A 15,410-nucleotide genomic window follows, 5' to 3' on the forward strand; every position below is an offset into this window, starting at 1 on the left:
TCTACTGCTGGTTTGTCTCAGGGCACGCTGGAAATATCTTTCGGCAACCGCAGATCAATAATCTGATACAGCGCGCTGCTTTCGGGCCAGTTGCGCATGAATCGCGCACGGTCACGAGCATAGGCCGGCGCGAAACTGCCGACAGATCCATGCTGGCACATCGAGTCCAGATCGATCAGCGCCCAGCGATCATCCTGCCAGAACAGATTGTGTCCCTTGAAGTCGCCATGGCTGATCCGCTCGTCAATCAATCTGGCGAACAACTGATCCAGCGCCTGCAACTCCGCTTCCGGCGCTTCACCGCTTTCAACGTAAGGCGCAAAGCGCTCGATGATGTCCGGCCCGGGCAGGAACTCGGTCACCAGATAGGCGCGACTGCGTAACCACAAAAAGCGCTTCTCCAGCACCGCCAGCGGTTTGGGCGTGGCAATACCGAGAAACGCCAGGCGATTGCCTTCACGCCACGAATGCCAGGCACGACTCGGGCGCCAGAACCGCTTGAGCCAATGGGCAAATCCCTTGATGTTGTAGCGTTTGATCACCAGCGTGCGGGCGCCAACTTCGACCTTGCCGACGCTCGCGGCGCCGCCAGTCTTGTAGAGATGGCCCTTATCAAGCAACGCATCGGCGCTCTCAAGCACCGGCACCATCGCAGCCTCTTCCTCGCGACGAATGGCGCGCAAGCCGAACGCGCCACGCCGGACGCTGAACAGCGTGCATTCGCGACCGACCTTGATCAGGTAATCCTTCAGACGCCAGCGGCGCACCTTGTCGATCTGTTTCTGCAAGGCTTCCAGCGGCAGCGCGTGCTCGCTGTTGCTCAGCAAGTAATACACCAACAGTTCTTCGGTAAACGGTTCCAGCGCCTTGGGCAACTGGGCGAAAAACACTCCGAGATTTTCCAGAACCTTTTGTCGCGACAACGGCTGACCGGCGGTTTCCACACAAATCCCGGCACCGTCGATCAAGTACAACTGACCGCCGTGACGCAGCAGATTGTCCAGATGCAAATCTTCCTGCCAGAGCCCCTTGCCGTGCAGCTCGCCAATGGTGCCAAGCGCCTCGGCCAACACCGCAGACTGTTCATCCGCCAGCACCGGCAGCGACTCGACTTTCGCCCAGGCATCGCCGAGGCTTTCGGCGCCTTCAAGGAATTCGAACAGCAGCCAGCCCCCCTCACCGTCCTTCAGGCCATCGGCCAACAGCAACGGCGTGGTCATGCCTTGCGCGGCCAGCAAGCGCACGCCGTCCAGTTCACGCTGAAAATGCCGGGATGCCTTGCTGCCGACCAGCAATTTGGCCAGCACTGGCCGGCCGCGCCAGACACCCGCGCCGACGTAGCGCTGCCCCGGCAAGACCCGCAGCAGACTCAGCAACTGCAAATCCGCAACACCGGCCGCATCGGCCAGGGCCACCGTCAGTGGCAGTTGCGGGGTTCGTCCGGCAGCGGCCAGCTCGGACAATTGCATCAGCGAGTCTCCTTGTGGCTGCGGCGCGCGGTCAGGCGAACGAGCCAATGATCGAGCAGCGCACTGGTGGTCGGTTGATCGAGATATGCCGCCAGCAATTCACGCAGTTGCGGCTCGCCCCACGCCGTAGCGCGACGTTGCAGGGGCTCCAGATCCTTGATCCGGTCACGCATGCCGAACAACAACGGCCGGGTTTTCTCCAGGTCGATCAGTTGCGCCTGATACCCGTCACCGGTGGCCCGCAGAAAAATGTGTTTGGGGTAGAAGCAGCCATGCACCTGTCGTACGCCGTGCAGATGCCGAGCCAGCAGCCCACAGGCCTTGAGGATGGCCGAGTGCTGAGCGGCGCTAAGATCTGCCCAGCTCGCGAGCAGCGATTCCAGATCGTTCCAGCCGTCCAGCGCGCGCGTCAACAGGATCGCCCGGACTTCGCCATCGACTTTGCGCTCACCGAAAAAAGCCGCCTGCAACGCAGGAATGCCCAGTTTGCGATATCGGCTGATATTACGGAACTCGCGGGCAAAGCTTGGCTCGCCGAAGGGCGCATGCAGGGTGCGCGTCAGATAATTGCTCTGGCGCTTGAGGTAGTAACCCTGCCCTTCCAGGTCCATACGGAAGACGCTGCTCCAGCCGCCACGGGCCGTATTCGGCTCATCCACCGCTTCCAGTTGCTTGGCCCACAGAGCGTCAAAAGTGCCCAGACCATGGCGTTCAAGCAGCGCGCGGTCTTCTTCGGCCAGAAAATCAGTCATTCACGTCCCTCGAAAAATCTCACCACGTGCCGAATCCGTTTCTTATCGGCCGCATTCAGCCGGTCGCACTGGCGATATTGCTTATAGAAGCGCAGGCGTTGGGTATTGGACAGGTGATATTTGGCGAGTTTGTCGAGACAGGCCAGATCCTTGGTGATCCGATATTTGAGCCAGAAGCCGCGCCAGAACTCGCCATTGGGGCAATCGATCAGAAATATCCGCGCCTGGTCATCAATCAACAGGTTGCGCCATTTCAGATCGTTATGGGTAAAGCGGTGATCGTGCATCGTGCGGGTATAAGCGGCCAACTGCCGGCTGACACCATCGACCCAGGCACGATCCTTGAGTTTCGGGTCCTTGCGCTCGGCGAGTGCCGAGAGGTCTTCAGTGTTGGGCAGCTCGCGAGTGATCATCGCCCCTCGATCGTACGCCGCGCCACGGCGCTCCAGCCCCCAAGCCACCACTTCGGCAGTGGGAATGTCCCACTTGGCGAAACGCTTGAGATTCTGCCACTCCATCTTCACCCGCGGCTTGCCAAGATAACGGCGCAAGCCTTTACCGGCGCCGACGTAGCGCTTGACGTAATAGTTGACGCCATTGCGCTGTACGCGAATGACCTCGGACAGCGGGTCGCGGGTCAGACGCTCGCCTTGCAGGGCAAAGACAGCTTGGAGGCTGCCGAAATCTTCGGCGAGATCACTGTATTGCGGTTCAAGAGTCCAACCCGCCATCAGAGCGCATCCCCGTAACGCTGCTTACGCTCGTAGAGTTTGTTGGCCTTGCCTTCCAGCCAGCTCAGCAACGGCGCTTCTTCAGCCAGAATCTGGCGCAGCGGTTGCTGGAAGTAGCCTTTGAGGAAGCGCAGTTTGTCGCGGCGAGTCAGGCCGATGTCCAGCGCGGAAAAGTACAGCGCCGCCAGGTCCTTGTTGCGCCAGCGCTGGGTGATGACCGCGCGGGTCTGGGCCCGGTGCAGGTCGATCACCGAGAGCTTGAAGTCCTCGGCCGTCACCGGTTTGTCGGTGTGCAACAGGAAGTGGCAGATGTAGCAGTCGCGGTGATTGACGCCGGCGCGGTGCATCATGCCGGTCATCCGCGCCACCTCGGCGATCAGCGCCTGCTTGAGTTTCGGCTGCGGTGGCTGCTTGACCCAGTCGATGCTGAAGTCTTCCAGACTGATAGTCGGCGCCAGCTCTTCGGTGACGATAAACGAATGCTGATCGGCCGGGTTGCTGCCCTTCTCGCCGTAGGCAACGGCGGTCATGGTTGGCACACCGACTTCCTGCAAACGCTGGATGGCCTTCCACTCCTGACCCGCGCCGAGCACCGGCAGCTTGGCAGTCAGCAGGTTCTTGAAGATCTCGCCCCAGCCGATGCCGCGGTGGATCTTGACGAAAAATCCGTTGCCGTCGACTTCCGTGCGTAATGTCCGGCGCGCTTCGAGCTCGCGGTAAACCTCGCCCTGCAAGCCTTCGACTTCAGTGAACGGGTCGCGTCCAGCCCAGAGGCTCTTGAACGGTTCAGCCAGCATCAACTTCATTTAAGCGTGCTCCGCCAGAATCACATCGGCCGCGTGCTGCGGCATGCTGTAGAGGTCAGCCGTCTCGGCGAAGGCCACACCGTTGCGGCTCCAGGCCGCGCGCGCAGAGTCATCGGTCAACATGTCTGTCAAATACCGGGTCAGTTGCGCCTGATCGAACGGCTCGCCCAGCACCCGCCCGGCATCCGCCTCAGCGATGTAATGGGCGTAACCGCAGACCGCGCTGACCAGCACCGGCAAACCGGCGACGAGCGCTTCAAGCAGCACTGTGCCGGTATTTTCGTTGTACGCCGGATGGATCAACAGATCGGCGCCAAGCAGAAACCGCGGGATATCGCTGCGGCCCTTGAGAAACGTCACGTTGTCGCCCAGGCCCAAAGTTGCACTCTGCATCTGGAACAATTTGGGGTCATCCTGGCCGATTACAAACAGCCGGGTGCGCTTCTTCAGCTCAGCGGGCAACGCGGCCAGCGCCTTGAGGCTGCGATCCACGCCCTTGGTCTTGAACCCGGAGCCGATCTGCACCAGCAGCAGATCGTCGTCCTTGAGGTTGAATTCAGCGCGGAACCCGGCGCGAATCTCACCGGCATCCGCCGGGCGCCGACGATCCTGGGCAATACCCGGCGGCAGCAGATGGAAGCGTTCGATCGGCGTGTCGTAATGCTTGATGAACAGCGGTTGCTGGACTTCGGAAATCATCAGCACTTGCGTCTTCGCGTCCTTGGCGAACACCGCACGCTCGTACTCGGCGAAGTGGCGATAGCGGCCCCAGCGGCGATACAACGAGTTGCGCAGGTTCTGCGCCTTGTCTTCGAAACAGCCGTCAGCGGCGTAGTAAACGTCCAGACCCGGCATTTTGTTGAAGCCGATCAGGCGATCCACCGGCCGCCTGGCCAGATCGGCCTCCATCCACGCGGTGAGCTTTTCGTTGCGCCGATGGTTGAAGAACGCCTTGACCGGCGCCACCAGCACTTCGAAACCGGGCGGTACATCGCCTTCCCAGATCAGGGTGTAGACGCGAATCTGGTGGCCGCGCTGCTGGCATTCGAGGGCGATGCGCATGAAGTCGCGCTGCAAGCCACCGAACGGAAAATATTTGTACAGGACAAATGCCAATTGCATCAGCGCAGCTCCTCAGCCATTAACAACGTGCTCAGTCGGCTGGCGACACGCTCGGGATTCACACGCGTGAAGCACAGAGGCTGCTCGCGTTTCAGGTCAAACTGACGGGCATCCTGCGCAGTCGGTTGGTAGGTACATTTCTTTTGCAGGCACGGCGCGCACGAAAAGTCGCTGGCCAAGTGAATCTGCACTTTGCCGTAGGCGCCAGTCAGGCCCGGATTGGTCGGGCCGAACAGCGAAATCGTTGGAACATCCAGCGCCGCGGCCAAATGGCCGAGCCCGGTGTCCACTGCCACGCAGGCTTGGGCGCCGGCCAACACTTTGCCGACACCGGCCAGGTTCAGCTTCGGCAAGACTTCGGCGTGTTTGAAGCCCGCCGCGATGCGCTCGGCACGGGCCTTCTCCAGCGGATTGCCCCACGGCAGCTTCACGCCGACGCCGAGGTAACCGACACGTTCGGTCAGCTCACGCCAATAGGCTTCCGGCCAGTGTTTGGTATCCCACGTCGTGCCATGGAGGAACACCACGAAAGCACTCTTGCGCGGCAACTCCACCAGTCGCTCGACACTCAGGCCGTAATCGCCCAGCCCCTTGGGCAGGTCATAACCGAGGGCGATGGCAAACAACTGCCGCACCCGCTCAACGGCGTGCTGCCCCCGCGCCACGGCGAGCTTTCGATCATAAAAACGCGCCGCGATCGGCTCACGCGCTGAACCTTTATCGAGACCGGCCACAGGGGCCTTGACGTAGCGGGTCAGCCAGGCGCTTTTCAGCAGGCCCTGGGCGTCGATCACCAAGTCGTACTTGCTCGCGCGCACGCTTTGCTTGAAGCGTTTCCACTCGCCGCTCTTGAGGGTCTGCCAGAGGTTTTTGCGCCAGCGGCGGATCGCCACCGGAATCACCTTGCCGACGGCCGGGTGCCAGGTCGGAATCTCGGCGAAGCCTTCTTCCACCACCCAGTCGAACTTGATCCCGGGAATGGCCCGAGCCGCGTCGGTCAGCGCTGGCAACGCGTGAATCACGTCGCCCAGCGAAGAAGTCTTGATCAGCAATACCCGCAACTTAATGAACCTCGACCACAGAGCCGTGCAGCTTCTGCAAGGCATCGTTGACCGCGTCCGGCATTAATTGGCGCAGGCAGTTGTAATGGCCAAACCGGCAAGTACGGTCGAAGCACGGACTGCATTCAAGGCCCAGACGGACGATTTCGACATGCTCGGCCAGCGGCGGGGTAAAGCCTGGCGAAGTCGAACCGTAGACCGCCACCAATGGCCGGTTCAGCGCGGCGGCGACGTGCATCAGGCCGGAGTCGTTGGACACCACCGAATCGGCGCAGGACATCAAATCGATAGCCTCGGCCAAGGACGTGTCGCCACTGAGGTTCACCGACTCTTCACGCAAACCGGGAATCAGCCGCGCGCGAATGTCTTCGCCCACCGCATGATCGTTCTTCGAACCGAACAGCCACACCTGCCAGCCCTCACGAATACGCGCTTCGGCGACCTTGGCGTAATGCTCCGACGGCCAGCGTTTGGACTCGCCGAACTCGGCACCGGGGCACAAGGCCAACACCGGGCGATCGAGGGTCAGGCCAAATTTGGCCAGTGCCGCTTCGCGGCTCACCGGATCGATTTGCAGGCTCGGACGCGGATAAGGTTTTGGCAGCTCGGCGTTCGCGTCATAGGCCAGAGCCATGAAGCGCTCGATCATCAGCGGATAACGCTCTTTGTCGAGAGTGCGCACGTCGTTGAGCAGGCCGTAGCGGAACTCGCCGCGCCAACCGGTGCGTGTCTTGATGCCGGCAAAAAACGGCACCAGCGCCGACTTCAGCGAGTTGGGCAACAGGATCGCCTGATCGTACTGACCGGCCAGGGATTTGCCGATGCGCCGACGCGTCGCCAACTCCAGCGCGCCGTGGCCGAGCGGAAAGCTCAAGGCCTTGCGCACTTGCGGCATGCGCTCAAGGATCGGCCGGCTCCACTCTGGGGCCAGTACGTCGATTTCGCATTGCGGGTGGCGTTGCTTGAGACACTGAAACAGGGTCTGCGCCATCACCATGTCACCGACCCAACTGGGCCCAACGATCAGAATATTCATGTGGTTTCCAAAAACGAACCGGGGAGGCATTACGCCTCCCCGCCTCGATAATCACGGTGGGAACACAGGCTGCTTGCGATGGGTCATTACCTTCAACATGACTGTCGAGTGTCACTCCACGATCGCGAGCAGGCTCGCTCCTACAGGGTTTTGCATCTGTTCACATATCTGCGACTCACCGCAGATCACTGTGGGAGCGGGCTCGCTCCCACTTCTGAATCTCATTACCTTCATTGGCGCACTTCAGCTTAGCCCCAACTCGCGCCAGATCCGCACTACCTGCCGACGCTCATCGGCAAACTGGTCACCCGGGATCACCCCGGCATCCTTCTGCAACGCCAGCCGGTGGGCGGCGGAGCGGTAGGCTTTATACGCCTCACGCAACAGGCTGGCCTCTTCGGCAGGCATCAGCCCTTCGTGCTCCAGCTCTTCCAGAATGCGGATGTTATCGGTCCAGCGCAGCAATGGCGGATGGCTTTGCGACCACGCCAGGGCCGCGTATTGCACCATAAATTCAATATCGACGATACCTCCGGCGTCCTGCTTGAGGTCGAACGGCGCCGTGGCCTCGAAGGCATTTGCCGCTGTACCGGCCGCAGTGCTCTTGCTGCCGAGGTTGTCGCGCATCTTCGCACGCATTTCGCTGACTTCCTGTTGCAGCTTCGCCAGATCCCGCGCTTTGCCCAACACTTGAGCGCGGACTTTCTCGAAGGCCTGACCGACATCCTGGCTGCCGACCAACACCCGAGCGCGCACCAAAGCCTGATGCTCCCACGTCCATGCTTCATTTTCCTGATAGCGGGCAAACGCGCCGAGCGAACTGACCAACAGCCCGGACGCACCGGACGGACGCAGACGCATATCCACTTCATAGAGCTGGCCGGAGTTGGTCTGCGCCGTCAGCAAGTGAATGATCCGCTGGCCGAGCCGGGTGAAGAACTGCGCCCCATCGATCGGTTTCGGGCCATCGGTTTCCGCCTGCGGATCGCCGTCATGGATGAACACCAGATCCAGATCGGAACCATGCCCCAACTCCAGACCGCCGACTTTGCCATAACCGACAATGATGAAGCCGGGATCACACAAGGTGCCGTCGGTGCGCAGCGGCGTGCCGTATTTGGCGATCGTTTGACGCCAGGCCAGGGCCAGCACTTGTTCGAGAATGGCCTCGGCCAACCAGGTCAGGTAATCGCTGACTTTCATCAGCGGCAAACTGCCGGCGATTTCCGAAGCCGCGACGCGCAAGCGGTGCGCCAGTTTGAAGTGGCGCAGGGCTTCCATTTGTTGCTCTAGGTCGTCTTCGGGAATGCGCGTCAGACGCTCGCGCAACTCAGCGGCCAATTCCGGTGCCAGCGGCGGCTTGAACAGTCGACCTTCGTTGAGCAACTCGTCGAGCAGCAGCGGGAAGCGGGTGATCTGCTCGGCAATCCACGGGCTCGCCGCACACAGCGTCAGCAAACGGCGCAGCGCACCAGGGTTTTCGGTCAGCAACACTAAATAAGCCGAACGCCGGGCAACCGCTTCCACCAGTGGCAGCACACGTTCAAGCACCAGATCCGGGTTGTCATGCTCGACCGCTTGGGCGAGCAAACGCGGGATAAACGCATCGAGACGCTCACGCCCCAATCGCTGCATCGCGCGCAATTGCGGACTGCCGCGCAGACTCGCCAGTGCCTTCAGCGCTTTGCTCGCATCGCCAAACCCACCCTCTTGCAACTGACGGCACGCCGCCTCTTCGTCCTGCGCCTCTTCCCACAGCGGCAGCCATTCACCGCCCACCACCACTTCGCTTTCGGCGCCCTCTTCCTCATCGGGATCGGCGATCACCTGCGCAAAGTGCCAGGCCACGCGGCCGCGCCAGAACATCAGTTTTTCGTGGAAAGACGCCCAGTCAGCAAACCCGAGCATGAAAGCAATTCGCGCCTGATCCTGAGCGCCGTCCGGCAGCATCTGGGTCTGGCGGTCGGCAATCGCCTGAATCGCGTGCTCGGTGTAACGCAAGAATTCGTAACCTTCGCGCAACTCGCTGATCACCGCTGGCGGCAAGTACCCCTGCCCTTCCAGCGTGCTCAGCACCTTTAATAGAGGACGCTGTTGCAGACTCAGATCGCGGCCACCGTGAATCAGTTGAAAGGCCTGGGCGATGAACTCGACCTCGCGGATGCCACCCGAGCCCAGTTTGATGTTGTCGGCCATGCCTTTGCGCCGCACTTCCTGCTGAATCAACTGCTTCATGGTGCGCAGTGCTTCGATCGCCGAGAAGTCCAGATAACGCCGGTAAACGAACGGCCGCAGCATGTCGAGCAACTGCTCACCGGCCACTTGATCACCGGCCACCACCCGCGCCTTGATCATCGCGTAGCGTTCCCAGTCGCGGCCCTGATCCTGGTAATACTGCTCCAGTGCATTGAAGCTCAGCACCAGCGCGCCGGACGAACCGTAAGGGCGCAGGCGCATGTCGACACGGAACACGAAGCCATCGACGGTCATCGGATCGAGGGCCTTGATCAGACGCTGACCGAGGCGGATGAAAAATTCCTGGTTATCCAGCGCGCGCTTCACGCCGACGGTTTCGCCGCCCTCGGGGTAGGCGAAGATCAGGTCGATGTCCGAGGACAGGTTAAGCTCGACCGCGCCGAGCTTGCCCATGCCGAGGATGACCATTTGCTGCGGCTCGCCGCTGCGACGCCCGGTCGGCGTGCCAAATTGCTGGCAATGGCGGCTGTACAGCCATTGATAAGCTTGGTCGATGCTGGCGTCGGCCATGTCCGAGAGGTCGCGACAGGTCTGCACCAGGCTGGCCTGCCGGGTCAGGTCACGCCAGATGATCCGCACCTGATGGCGCGCACGCTGACGGCGCAATACGCGCCCGAGTTCATCTTCGGTCTGCGCAGCATTTACGGCAGTGGCAATCTGCGCACACAGTTCACCGGGGGCATAGGAGCGCTCGAGTTCGCCGGATTGCACCAGCGACAGCAACATCAAAGGGTCACGAACGCTCTGTTCAATGACGAACTCGCTGGCCGCGGTGACGCGGGCGAATTGCGCCCAGCGCTCCGGCGTCCAGGTCGAGAAGCCGTGATCGTCTTCCAGCGAAGCGACGGCCGTACGGAACGACTGCTCGGATCGGCTGACCAACGGCAGGAGAATGGCGGGCAGTTCGGCAAGCACGGGCAGGGTCATGGTCTATCCTTGATCGGCGTGGAAATGGCCGCTTGTAGTGAATGATGAAAACCCGCTACGCGAAGGACTGTCGAACAAAAGTTAGAAATAGCTGATATTTCTTTTTCTTTGGCAGCCAACATCAAACTTTCACCTTTTCTGGATGGTAATCGACCAACCTTAACGATTATTCTCACAACGCAGTCAGAGGCCACAAGCCTTTCATCTGTAGTTTTACTACTCGTCTATACATCCGAAAGGCTGAAATGCCGGAAGATTTGTAGTAAAACTACACGCCGCCGGAACAACCTGTCGGCAATCCAAGAATTTTAAATCGTCTGCCCACAAGGCCAGTCGCAAACTCAGGCAACCGATTCTGGAAGCCTTTCCGCCCTGGAGCAAGCCATGCAAGACCTCGATCCCGTCGAAACCCAGGAATGGCTGGACGCCCTGGAATCGGTTCTCGACAAAGAAGGCGAAGACCGTGCTCACTATCTGATGACCCGTATGGGTGAACTCGCGACCCGCAGCGGCTCGCAGCTCCCTTACGCCATCACCACGCCTTACCGCAACACCATCCCGGTAACCCACGAAGCACGCATGCCTGGCGACCTGTTCATGGAACGCCGCATTCGCTCGTTGGTACGCTGGAACGCGATGGCCATGGTAATGCGTACGAACCTGAAAGATTCTGACCTGGGTGGTCACATCTCCAGCTTCGCTTCCAGCGCGACCCTGTATGACATCGGCTTCAACTATTTCTTCCAGGCCCCGACCGACGAACACGGCGGCGACCTGATCTACTTCCAGGGCCACACCTCGCCAGGCGTATATGCCCGTGCGTTCATGGAAGGCCGCATCACCGAAGACCAGATGAACAACTTCCGCCAGGAAGTCGACGGTCAGGGCCTGTCGTCCTACCCGCACCCTTGGCTGATGCCTGACTTCTGGCAGTTCCCGACCGTATCGATGGGTCTGGGCCCGATCCAGGCGATCTACCAGGCACGCTTCATGAAGTACCTGGAACATCGCGGTTTCATCCAGCCGGGCAAACAGAAAGTCTGGTGCTTCCTGGGCGACGGCGAGTGCGACGAGCCCGAATCCCTGGGCGCGATCTCCCTGGCCGGCCGCGAGAAACTGGACAACCTGATCTTCGTCATCAACTGCAACCTGCAGCGCCTGGACGGCCCGGTTCGCGGCAACGGCAAGATCATCCAGGAACTCGAAGGCGTGTTCCGCGGTGCTCAGTGGAACGTGACCAAAGTCATCTGGGGCCGTTTCTGGGACCCACTGCTGGCCAAAGACGTCGACGGCATCCTGCAACGTCGCATGGACGAAGTCATTGACGGCGAGTACCAGAACTACAAAGCCAAAGACGGCGCGTTCGTCCGTGAACACTTCTTCAACACGCCAGAACTCAAGGCGATGGTTGCAGACCTGTCCGACGACGAGATCTGGAAACTCAACCGTGGCGGCCACGACCCGTACAAGGTCTACGCGGCGTACCACGAAGCGGTCAACCACAAAGAACAACCGACCGTCATCCTGGCCAAGACCATCAAGGGTTATGGCACCGGTGCCGGCGAAGCGAAAAACACCGCGCACAACACCAAGAAAGTCGATGTCGAAAGCCTGAAGCTGTTCCGCGACCGCTTCGACATTCCGGTCAAGGACGAAGAGCTGGAGAACCTGCCGTTCTTCAAGCCAGAGCCAAACAGCGCCGAAGCCCGTTACCTGAGCGAGCGTCGCACTGCACTGGGCGGTTTCGTGCCTCAGCGCCGCGCAAAGAGCTTCAGCGTACCGACGCCGGACCTGGACACCCTCAAGGCCATCCTCGACGGTTCCGGCGACCGCGAAATTTCCACCACCATGGCGTTCGTGCGGATCCTCGCGCAACTGGTCAAGGACAAGGAAATCGGCCCGCGCATCGTACCGATCATCCCGGACGAAGCCCGTACCTTCGGTATGGAAGGCATGTTCCGTCAACTGGGCATCTACTCGTCCGTTGGCCAGCTCTACGAGCCAGTCGATAAAGACCAGGTGATGTTCTACAAGGAAGACCAGAAAGGTCAGATCCTTGAGGAAGGCATCAACGAAGCGGGCGCCATGAGTTCCTTCATCGCCGCCGGTACTTCGTACTCCAGCCACAACCAGCCGATGCTGCCGTTCTACATCTTCTACTCGATGTTCGGCTTCCAGCGTATTGGCGATCTGGCCTGGGCCGCTGGCGACAGCCGTACCCGTGGCTTCCTGATCGGCGGCACCGCCGGCCGTACTACCCTGAACGGTGAAGGTCTGCAGCACGAAGACGGTCACAGCCACCTGCTGGCTGCCACCATCCCGAACTGCCGCACCTACGATCCGACCTACGGCTACGAGCTGGCGGTGATCATTCAGGACGGCATGAAGAAGATGACCGAAGAGCAACAGGACATCTTCTACTACATCACCGTGATGAACGAGTCGTACCAGCAGCCAGCCATGCCGGCCGGTGCCGAAGAAGGCATCAAGAAAGGCATGTACCTGCTTGAAGAAGACACCCGCGAAGCAGCCCACCACGTACAGCTGATGGGCTCCGGCACCATCCTGCGTGAAGTGCGTGAAGCGGCGAAGATCCTGCGTGAAGAGTTCAACATCGGCGCTGACGTATGGAGCGTCACCAGCTTCAACGAACTGCGTCGCGACGGCCTGGCCGTAGAGCGCAGCAACCGTCTGAAACCTGGCCAGAAGCCTAAGCAGAGCTACGTCGAAGAATGCCTGAGCGGCCGTAAAGGTCCGGTCATTGCATCCACCGACTACATGAAGCTGTTCGCCGAGCAGATCCGTCAGTGGGTACCGTCCAAGGAATTCAAAGTCCTGGGCACCGACGGTTTCGGCCGCAGCGACAGCCGCAAGAAACTGCGTCATTTCTTCGAAGTCGACCGTCATTTCGTGGTGCTGGCAGCCCTGGAAGCACTGGCTGACCGTGGCGATATCGAACCTAAGGTCGTGGCTGAAGCCATCACCAAGTTCGGCATCGACCCGGAAAAACGCAACCCACTGGACTGCTGAGGAGAAACCCTGTGAGCGAACTCATTCGCGTACCTGACATCGGCAGCGGTGAAGGTGAAGTAATTGAACTGTTTGTGAAGGTCGGCGACCGCATCGAAGCCGACCAGAGCATCCTGACTCTGGAATCGGACAAGGCCAGCATGGAAGTGCCGGCCCCGAAGGCCGGCGTCATCAAAAGCCTGAAAGTGAAGCTGGGCGACCGCCTGAAAGAAGGCGACGAACTGCTTGAGCTGGAAGTCGAGGGCGCTGCGCAAGCGGCCCCTGCGCCTGCCGCCGCGCCTGCCGCCAAAGCCGAAGAAAAACCGGCCGCCGCACCTGCTGCTGCCGCACCAGCCGCGGCCCCGGCTGCCGCTTCGGTTCAGCAAGTGCACGTGCCGGACATCGGCTCGTCGGGCAAGGCCCAGATCATCGAGATTCAGGTCAAGGTCGGCGACACCGTCGAGGCTGATCAATCGCTGATCACTCTGGAGTCCGACAAGGCGAGCATGGAAATCCCGTCGCCTGCTGCGGGCGTGGTCAAGGCCATCAGCGTCAAGCTCAACGACGAAGTCGGCACGGGCGACCTGATTCTGGACCTGGAAGTGGCAGGTGCTGCGGCACCGGCTGCAGCCGCTCCGGCTCAGGCTGCTGCGCCAGCCGCTGCTGCTGCACCTGCTCCTGCGGCAGCCCCGGCAGCCCCAGTGGCCGACAGCGTTCAGGACATCCATGTCCCGGACATCGGTTCGGCCGGCAAGGCCAAGATCATCGAAGTGTTGGTCAAGGCTGGTGACACCGTCGAGGCTGATCAATCGCTGATCACCCTGGAATCCGACAAGGCGAGCATGGAAATTCCATCGCCTGCCGCTGGCGTGGTGGAAAGCGTTTCCATCAAGCTGGACGACGAAGTCGGCACCGGCGACCTGATCCTCAAGCTGAAAGTCAAAGGCGCGGCCCCTGCGGCTGCCCCGGCTCCAGCCGCTGCTGCGCCAAATGCTCCAGCGCCTGCCGCTGCTGCTCCGGCAGTCGCTGCACCTGCTGCCGCCGCGCCGGTTGCGGCGCCGGTTGCGGCGCCGGCCAAACCGGGCGCCAAAGTGCACGCCGGCCCTGCCGTGCGTCAACTGGCCCGTGAGTTCGGTGTTGAACTTAATGCGGTCGGCGCCAGCGGCCCACACGGTCGCATCCTCAAGGAAGACGTTCAGGTTTACGTCAAAGCGATGATGCAGAAGGCCAAGGAAGCACCGGCCGCTGCTGCTGGCGCAACCGGTGGCGCGGGCATCCCGCCGATTCCGGTCGTCGACTTCAGCCGTTTCGGCGAAATCGAAGAAGTGCCGATGACTCGCCTGATGCAGATCGGCGCGTCGAGCCTGCACCGCAGCTGGCTGAACATCCCGCACGTGACCCAGTTCGATTCGGCTGATATCACCGAGCTGGAAGCGTTCCGCGTTGCCCAGAAAGCCGTTGCAGAGAAGGCTGGCGTCAAGCTGACCATCCTGCCGCTGCTGCTCAAGTCGTGCGCGCACATGCTCAAGGAACTGCCGGATTTCAACAGTTCGCTGGCGCCAAGCGGCAAAGCGATCATCCGCAAGAAATACGTGAACATCGGCTTCGCCGTCGACACCCCGGATGGCCTGCTGGTACCGGTCATCAAGAACGTCGACCAGAAGAGCCTGTTGCAACTGGCAGCCGAAGCCGCTGCGCTGGCCGCCAAAGCCCGCGACAAGAAGCTCACCGCTGACGACATGCAAGGCGCCTGCTTCACCATTTCCAGCCTCGGCCACATTGGCGGCACCGGCTTCACGCCGATCGTCAACGCGCCGGAAGTGGCGATTCTCGGTGTTTCCAAGGCAACCATCCAGCCAGTCTGGGACGGCAAAGCCTTCCAGCCGAAACTGATGCTGCCACTGTCGCTGTCCTACGATCACCGAGTGATCAACGGCGCCGCCGCTGCACGCTTCACCCAGCGTCTGGGCAGCCTGCTGGCGGACATCCGCACCATCCTGCTGTAATCCCAAGCGGCCCTCCGGCAATGGAGGGCCGCTTGCGTTTCACGTTTTCGAGCGCCACACGCTCGTACCTCAACCCCGTCAGTTTGACGGGGCTTTTTTTTGTCTCGCGAAAACCAAGCTGCGGTTTTTTCCCACAGGTTGTACTGACATCAGCTACGACCACCGTCCACTTCGCGACGATATTTTTATTCCCTACATAACTAGTCTTGACACAGCAAAGTTAACTAAAAATTCT

The 15,410-nt window shown here is 60.8% G+C and carries 10 protein-coding genes; 2 read left to right on the top strand and 8 right to left on the bottom strand.

What is annotated here, in order from left to right:
* Window positions 1-17: 17 nt before the first annotated feature.
* The 8 genes from AACY18_RS16025 to glnE form a co-directional block, all read right to left on the bottom strand.
* Entirely contained in the window at window positions 18-1,469 is a 1,452-nt protein-coding gene (locus tag AACY18_RS16025; RefSeq protein ID WP_339465362.1) for a lipopolysaccharide kinase InaA family protein, read from the bottom strand.
* The gene (locus AACY18_RS16030; protein ID WP_339465363.1) at window positions 1,469-2,221 is read right to left on the bottom strand and encodes a lipopolysaccharide kinase InaA family protein; all 753 of its coding nucleotides are present in this window, start codon (window positions 2,219-2,221) and stop codon (window positions 1,469-1,471) included. The genes AACY18_RS16025 and AACY18_RS16030 overlap by 1 nt, the downstream gene beginning before the upstream one ends.
* Complete coding sequence (locus tag AACY18_RS16035; protein ID WP_339432272.1) at window positions 2,218-2,952, bottom strand: lipopolysaccharide kinase InaA family protein; 735 nt, start codon at window positions 2,950-2,952, stop codon at window positions 2,218-2,220. Before AACY18_RS16035 ends, AACY18_RS16030 begins: the two co-directional genes overlap by 4 nt.
* The gene (rfaP, locus tag AACY18_RS16040; RefSeq protein WP_339432271.1) at window positions 2,952-3,758 is read right to left on the bottom strand and encodes a lipopolysaccharide core heptose(I) kinase RfaP; all 807 of its coding nucleotides are present in this window, start codon (window positions 3,756-3,758) and stop codon (window positions 2,952-2,954) included. The genes AACY18_RS16035 and rfaP overlap by 1 nt, the downstream gene beginning before the upstream one ends.
* Entirely contained in the window at window positions 3,759-4,880 is a 1,122-nt protein-coding gene (locus AACY18_RS16045) for a glycosyltransferase family 4 protein (RefSeq protein ID WP_339465365.1), read from the bottom strand.
* On the bottom strand, window positions 4,880-5,941 hold the full coding sequence (waaC, locus tag AACY18_RS16050) for a lipopolysaccharide heptosyltransferase I (protein ID WP_221731249.1): 1,062 nt from the start codon (window positions 5,939-5,941) through the stop codon (window positions 4,880-4,882). The genes AACY18_RS16045 and waaC overlap by 1 nt, the downstream gene beginning before the upstream one ends.
* A gap of 1 nt (window position 5,942) precedes the next feature.
* On the bottom strand, window positions 5,943-6,977 hold the full coding sequence (gene waaF / locus AACY18_RS16055; RefSeq protein ID WP_339432269.1) for a lipopolysaccharide heptosyltransferase II: 1,035 nt from the start codon (window positions 6,975-6,977) through the stop codon (window positions 5,943-5,945).
* Window positions 6,978-7,220: 243 nt separating this feature from the next.
* A complete protein-coding gene (gene glnE / locus AACY18_RS16060; protein ID WP_339465367.1) occupies window positions 7,221-10,160 on the bottom strand; it encodes a bifunctional [glutamate--ammonia ligase]-adenylyl-L-tyrosine phosphorylase/[glutamate--ammonia-ligase] adenylyltransferase in 2,940 nt (979 codons plus the stop codon).
* A gap of 384 nt (window positions 10,161-10,544) precedes the next feature.
* Here glnE and aceE point away from each other — a divergent pair, with 384 nt between their 5' ends.
* Both aceE and aceF read left to right on the top strand, forming a co-directional pair.
* A complete protein-coding gene (gene aceE / locus AACY18_RS16065; protein ID WP_339432267.1) occupies window positions 10,545-13,190 on the top strand; it encodes a pyruvate dehydrogenase (acetyl-transferring), homodimeric type in 2,646 nt (881 codons plus the stop codon).
* Between the two features lie 11 nt (window positions 13,191-13,201).
* Window positions 13,202-15,175 carry a dihydrolipoyllysine-residue acetyltransferase gene (gene aceF / locus AACY18_RS16070; protein WP_339465368.1) on the top strand — a complete coding sequence of 658 codons (1,974 nt, stop codon included), beginning with the start codon at window positions 13,202-13,204 and terminating at the stop codon, window positions 15,173-15,175.
* The last annotated feature ends 235 nt before the right edge of the window (window positions 15,176-15,410 follow it).

It is taken from the genome of Pseudomonas sp. EA_65y_Pfl2_P74, from assembly GCF_963970575.1.
GTDB lineage: Bacteria > Pseudomonadota > Gammaproteobacteria > Pseudomonadales > Pseudomonadaceae > Aquipseudomonas > Aquipseudomonas baetica_A.

Bases quoted from the DNA above. Each gene is read 5' to 3' on its own strand.
- glnE (WP_339465367.1), bottom strand. From the start codon at position 10,160: ATGACCCTGCCCGTGCTTGCCGAACTGCCCGCCATTCTCCTGCCGTTG.
- AACY18_RS16030 (WP_339465363.1), bottom strand. From the start codon at position 2,221: ATGACTGATTTTCTGGCCGAAGAAGACCGCGCGCTGCTTGAACGCCAT.
- rfaP (WP_339432271.1), bottom strand. From the start codon at position 3,758: ATGAAGTTGATGCTGGCTGAACCGTTCAAGAGCCTCTGGGCTGGACGC.
- waaF (WP_339432269.1), bottom strand. From the start codon at position 6,977: ATGAATATTCTGATCGTTGGGCCCAGTTGGGTCGGTGACATGGTGATG.
- AACY18_RS16035 (WP_339432272.1), bottom strand. From the start codon at position 2,952: ATGGCGGGTTGGACTCTTGAACCGCAATACAGTGATCTCGCCGAAGAT.
- AACY18_RS16045 (WP_339465365.1), bottom strand. From the start codon at position 4,880: ATGCAATTGGCATTTGTCCTGTACAAATATTTTCCGTTCGGTGGCTTG.
- aceE (WP_339432267.1), top strand. From the start codon at position 10,545: ATGCAAGACCTCGATCCCGTCGAAACCCAGGAATGGCTGGACGCCCTG.
- AACY18_RS16025 (WP_339465362.1), bottom strand. From the start codon at position 1,469: ATGCAATTGTCCGAGCTGGCCGCTGCCGGACGAACCCCGCAACTGCCA.